We start from the raw sequence: 5,678 nt of genomic DNA on the forward strand, positions 1-5,678 counted from the left end.
GTAGTGGGCTACTCGGTCGAGTCGACAACGCTGGGGGCACCTCCCGGGCCGAAGGCCCAGGGGGAGGATGTGCGTGCCAGGCGGCGCGGGCTGGGGGCACCTCCCGGACGGAGTCTGGGGGAGGGACTTTCAAAACACGCCCTAGCGCGCCGCGTGCTGAGCGCGGTCCGTCGTGGCGATCGTCGCGGAGCCGATGACGCGGGTGCCGTCGTAGAGCACGATCGCCTGGCCCGGGGCCACGCCGCGGACCGGCTCGGTGAAGCGGACCCGCAGTCCCCGCCCGTCGTCGGTGGGCTCGGCACTGACCTCCGTCTCGCCGCCGTGCGCGCGCAGCTGCGCGGTGTACGTGTCGGGGCCGGACGGCGCGCTCCCGCACCAGCGCGGCGTGAGGGCGGTCAGGCCCGTGACGTCCAGCGAGGCGGCGGGACCGACGGTGACGGTGTTGTCCACCGGGGAGATGTCCAGCACGTACCGCGGCTTGCCGTCCGCCGCCGGGTGCCCGATGCGCAGGCCCTTGCGCTGACCGATGGTGAAGCCGAACGCGCCCTCGTGGGTGCCGAGCTTCTGCCCCTCCTCGTCGACGATGTCGCCCTCGGCCGTGCCGAGCCGGTCGGCGAGGAAGCCCTGGGTGTCACCGTCGGCGATGAAGCAGATGTCGTGGCTGTCCGGCTTCTTCGCGACCGCCAGGCCACGCCGCTCGGCCTCTGCCCGGATCTCGTCCTTGCTGGTGAGGGTGTCGCCCAGCGGGAACATGGCGTGGGCGAGCTGCCGGGCGTCCAGCACTCCCAGCACGTAGCTCTGGTCCTTGGCGGCGTCACTGGCGCGGTGCAGCTCACGGCTGCCGTCACCGCGGGTCACGATGCTCGCGTAGTGTCCCGTGCACACCGCGTCGAAGCCCAGCGCCAGCGCCTTGTCCAGCAGCGCGGCGAACTTGATCTTCTCGTTGCAGCGCAGGCAGGGGTTGGGCGTACGGCCCGCCTCGTACTCGGCGACGAAGTCCTCGACCACGTCCTCGCGGAAGCGCTCGGCCAGGTCCCAGACGTAGAAGGGGATGCCGATGACATCGGCGGCCCGGCGGGCGTCGCGGGAGTCCTCGATGGTGCAGCAGCCGCGGGCGCCCGTACGGAAGGACTGCGGGTTGGCGGAGAGGGCCAGATGGACACCAGTGACCTCGTGCCCCGCCTCGGCCGCGCGGGCGGCGGCGACCGCGGAGTCGACACCACCGGACATGGCGGCGAGCACGCGCAGCGGGCTGGTGCCGGAGATGGGTGCCGATGGGCTGCTGGAAGCGTCAGTCATAACCCGTACAGGGTAGACGGATCGGCCGACGCGCCGCCTGGCCCGGGCAGGCCGGCCGGACACCGGAACCGCTCCGGCCGCCGCGAGCGTTCAGTGGGGTATGAACTCGATCTCTCGGCGCACCCTGCTCATCGGCGGCGGCAGCGCGGCGGCGGTGGTCACCGCGGGGGCGCTGACCTGGGACAAGACCTCACGCCTGTGGTGGCGGCTGCCCGGCGTGGACAAACAGCGGGTGGCCGGGGAGGTCGATCAGCCGGGGGTGCGCTGGATACCCGCCTCCGAGGCCAACCTGCGGTACGCCGACCGTCCCGCCGACTACGTCATCGACCGCGTCGTGATCCATGTGACGCAGAGCGACTTCGCCACCGCGGTCAGGGTCTTCCGTGACCCGCTGCACGCCTCGGCCACGCACTACGTGGTGCGGGCACGGGACGGGCGGACGGTGCAGATGGTGCGCGAGCTGGACGTCGCCTTCCACGCCGGGAACCAGGAGTACAACGAGCGCAGCATCGGCATCGAGCACGAGGGCTTCGTGGACCGCCCGGAGGACTTCACCGAGGCGATGTACCGCTCCTCGGCCCGGCTCACGGCCCACATCTGTAAGCGCTACGACATCCCCGTCGACCGCGAGCACATCATCGGGCACCACGAGGTCCCCGGCGCCGACCACACCGACCCGGGCCGGCACTGGGGCTGGAAGCGCTACCTGCGCTACGTGCGGCAAGCGCGCGGAGAAATCAGCTGAGCGGTGACCAGCCTCACCGCCCCGCGGCGTCGGAGCGGCGGGCCGGGAACTCGACCACCTGCTGGTAGGTGGGCCGGTTCTGCCAGGCGATCCCCGGCACCGTGATGCCGCCCATGGCCCGGTGCACGATCGAGTCGGCGCACCACTGGTCGCCGGCCTCACAGGAGCTGTCACCGGGATAGGTCTCCGCGGCCGGCGTGGCGGCGGCCTCGGCCATCGTGGACAGCAGCAGTTGCCGGCACTCGGAGAGGGAACCGCCGCCGCAGTACGTCCGGTCGAGGGGAGACTCGACGTTCCTGCCCAGTACGCTCCGCAGGTCCTTGTCGACGTAGCTCCACCAGCCGTGCTGGAACGAGGACCCCTTGTGCGCCTGGTCGCCCGACGGCGACTCGTCGACGGACGCGACCGCGGTGAGGGCCTTGAAGAGACCGTCTCCCAGCGCGGGCTTGAACTCGCTCTCCACCAGGAGCGGCCACCAGGCGTCCAGCACCCGTATCGCCTCGGCGTGCGCGTACTTCCCGTCGCCCTGGGCGGCCTCCCGGCGCAGCGAGCCCGACTCCTGCCAGGCGCGCAACTTCTCGACCGTGGCGGCCAGTTCGGGATCGGTCACCTCGGCGGAGCCGATGACGTCGAGGATGACGGGCAGCACCTTCTCCGCCCGCAGATCGGCGGCGGCCGGCTCCTCCATCGCCTGGACCAGCTTCGTACGGGTCACGCCGCCCTCGTCGACGAGGGCGGAGACCCGCTTGTCCAGCAGGTCGGCCCGGTGGACCGAACCGTTGCCCCAGCCGGCCGAGAAGCGCTTGGCCTGCTTGTTGTTCCAGTTGACGTAGTAGTCCTGATCGACCGACTGCGGGTGCTCCCGGGGAGGAGTGACCGCCGAGGTGTTGGCCACGGGGTCCCAGTCCTTCCACTCGTAGGCGGCTTCGGCCCGGATCGGCTGATCCGGATCGGTGTTCGCCGAACGGACCGGGTTGTCACCGGAGTTGTAGTACGCCGTGTGCTCGGCGTCGGCGTAGAACCAATTGAAGGTGTAGCCGATGTCCTGCGCGGCCTCCTGGAAGCTCTCCGCGGAGGTGACCGCCGAGGGGTCGTTGAACTTCTGGAAGCCGATCACCGCGTCGGCCTCGTGCTGATAGGTGGAGCGCAGGGCGGTGAAGGCGACCGGCTTGCCCGCCACCTCGCCGGTGTGGCTGACCAGCCCGTAGGCCGAGCGCAGGGTCACCACGTCGTAGGAGCCGGCCTTGGTGGAGTCGGCAAGGGTCGGCTTCCACTCGTTGTGCCGGGTCAGCTTCTCGAAGGGGGTGCACTTCCCGCGCAGCAGGTAACTCTGGGACTCCTTCGTCGGTTCGGCGCCGGACTCCTCGCACAGTTCGACGGCGAAGGTGTCGGTGATGTCCTGGCTCGCCGAGGTCGCGCTCCAGGAGTAGTCCAGGCCACGGCCGAGTTCGACGTAGAAGCTGAGTCCCGGGAAGGACGCCCCGCGGGAGCGCAGTCCCGGGCCGTCCAGCTCCTGCACCATCAGGATCTGCGGGGAGAAGTAGCCGGTCTGCGGCCCGTACACGGCGATCGGGTTGCCGGAGGCGGTGTGCTTGCCGGAGACCATGAGGGCGTTGGACATTCCCTTCTTCGCGGTGATGAGGTCCGCGGGGAGCACTCCCTTCGCCTTCGTCCCGGCGGCGGACCCGGCGGACTTCGCCCCCGTGCCCGTCTCGTTCTGCGAGTGGTCGTAGGCGGTGACCGATCCGCCGTCGGGCGTCGCCACGCCCTCGGGGTTCTCCGGGGAGTCCGCGTAGGGGAACTCCTTGCCCCGTACGGTCGTCGTCGCCTCGGTGTCGTTCTGGGCCCGCCACGCGGCGTACGCGTCCTCACCCTTCGCCTCGCCGTACTGCCTCTGGAAGGCCAGCTTGGCCAGGGCGTTGCCGACTTCGCCGCCGCCTCCGTTGCCGAAGATCGATCCGATGACCGACGCGATGGCGACCACGTCCGTCACCGTGAAGTCCTTGATCTTCGAGCCGTGGCCGGTCAGCACGTACTCGCCGGGGTAGTTCAGCGCGCCGACGGTGTCGTCGATGTAGGCGTTGATCCCGCCCACGTAGTCCTGGATGTCCCGGTAGGCCAGGGCGCCCCGTTCGCCGGAGTCACGGATCCGCTCGACCTGCCCCTTCAGGTCGTCCTCGGTGTAGGGGGCGGCGGCCCACAGGCTCTGTTCCAGCGCGCGGTTGCCCTCGGCGCCGCCGGCGAAGGAGGACAACTCGGCGCGGCCCACGTCCCGGAGGATGTCCATCAGCCACAACCGGTCCTGGCCGGCGGCGTATCCGGCGCCGAACTCGGTCCCGGAGCGGGTGGTGCCCTTGATGTGCGGGGTGCCGGTGGCCTTGTCACGGGTGATGGTGACGTCGGAGCGGGGCGACTTCCGGCTCTCCACCTGGTCCTCGGCGACGCCGAAGGAGGCGTCGTTGAAGTAGTCGGAGAGCTGGTCCTCGGTCAGTCCCGAGTAGTCGTGCAACAGGTCGTCGTACGGCTTCAGTTGGTCGGCCGAGTGCTTGGGGCGGGTGCCGATGGCCTTGTGCAGCAGGATCTCGGTGAGGGTGGCGTTGCCGTTCTGCCCGGCGGGGAGGATGTCGTGGCACTGGCCCCGGCAGGGGTCGGCGGCGTCGGCCTTGGTCTTCGCCTTGGCCGTGTCCACCGGGCCGGCCGCGAACGTCGGCGAGCTGCCCAGCAAGGGGGCGAGCAGCGCGGCGACGGCTACGGCGGCGAGAGACGCCCTGACCGTCGCGAGGCGACGACGTCGGACAGACGGAGCGCGGGAAGGTATCACCGGTATCTCCTGCGGGGTGAGACGCGGCAGCGTGCGAGGAACGTTAATCCCCGGTACTACTCCTGGGTAGAGGCTGACCGGCAGTATTCACGGGGCCACAACGGGCCATTGACGCCGATACGTTGGGAGGAAGAGCGCGACACCGGCCACCGCCGCCGGCACAGCCGGCACGTTGGTGAGCGCGGATGTCGTGGGGTCCGCCACCCCCATCCGCACCCCTTCGCCGAGCCGCGGTGAGTCAACGGCACACCGGACCGGGCGTCCAGATGATGATCCGGACAACCCGTCAGCTCAGGCCCGCCCCGCGGGCCCGCTCGACCGCCGGGCCGATGGCCTCGGCCACCGCCGCCACGTCGGCCTCGGTGGAGGTGTGTCCGAGCGAGAAGCGCAGCGTGCCGCGCGCGAGGGCCGGGTCGGCGCCCGCCGCGAGGAGCACATGGCTGGGCTGGGCGATCCCGGCCGTACACGCGGAGCCCGTCGAGCACTCGATGCCCTGCGCGTCCAGCAGGAGCAGCAGCGAGTCGCCCTCACAGCCGGGGAAGGAGAAGTGCGCGTTGCCGGGGAGCCGCCCGGCGGGGTCCGGGTCGCCGTTGAGCACGGCGTCCGGCACGGCCGTACGCACCGCCTCGATCAGGGCGTCCCGCAGAGCGCCGATGTCCCGGGCGAAGTCCGCGCGCCGCTCGGCCGCCAGTTCGGCCGCCGTCGCGAAAGCGGCGATCGCGGGCACGTCCAGGGTCCCGGACCGCACGTCGCGCTCCTGGCCGCCGCCGTGCAGCAGCAGTACGGGCGTCTGCTCGCGCCGCAGCAGCAGCG

The 5,678-nt window shown here is 71.1% G+C and carries 4 protein-coding genes; 1 reads left to right on the forward strand and 3 read right to left on the reverse strand.

What is annotated here, in order from left to right; translation table 11 throughout:
• Positions 1-141 precede the first annotated feature (141 nt).
• On the reverse strand, positions 142-1,299 hold the full coding sequence (mnmA, locus tag ACRDP3_RS24470) for a tRNA 2-thiouridine(34) synthase MnmA (RefSeq protein ID WP_431519162.1): 1,158 nt from the start codon (positions 1,297-1,299) through the stop codon (positions 142-144).
• Positions 1,300-1,399: 100 nt separating this feature from the next.
• Between mnmA and ACRDP3_RS24475 the strand changes: the two genes are divergently transcribed.
• Complete coding sequence (locus tag ACRDP3_RS24475; RefSeq protein WP_431519163.1) at positions 1,400-2,044, forward strand: N-acetylmuramoyl-L-alanine amidase; 645 nt, start codon at positions 1,400-1,402, stop codon at positions 2,042-2,044.
• A 13-nt stretch (positions 2,045-2,057) separates the two neighbouring features.
• On the opposite strand, the gene ACRDP3_RS24480 is transcribed toward ACRDP3_RS24475, so the two are convergent.
• Positions 2,058-4,862, reverse strand: a complete 2,805-nt coding sequence (locus ACRDP3_RS24480; RefSeq protein WP_431519165.1) for a penicillin acylase family protein — start codon at positions 4,860-4,862, stop codon at positions 2,058-2,060.
• Between the two features lie 289 nt (positions 4,863-5,151).
• Positions 5,152-5,678, reverse strand: a 527-nt coding sequence (locus ACRDP3_RS24485) for an aminotransferase class V-fold PLP-dependent enzyme (RefSeq protein ID WP_431519164.1), incomplete at its 5' end; no start/stop codon positions are given.

The sequence above is a fragment of the Streptomyces sp. genome (assembly GCF_050698815.1).
Taxonomy (GTDB): Bacteria; Actinomycetota; Actinomycetes; order Streptomycetales; family Streptomycetaceae; genus Streptomyces.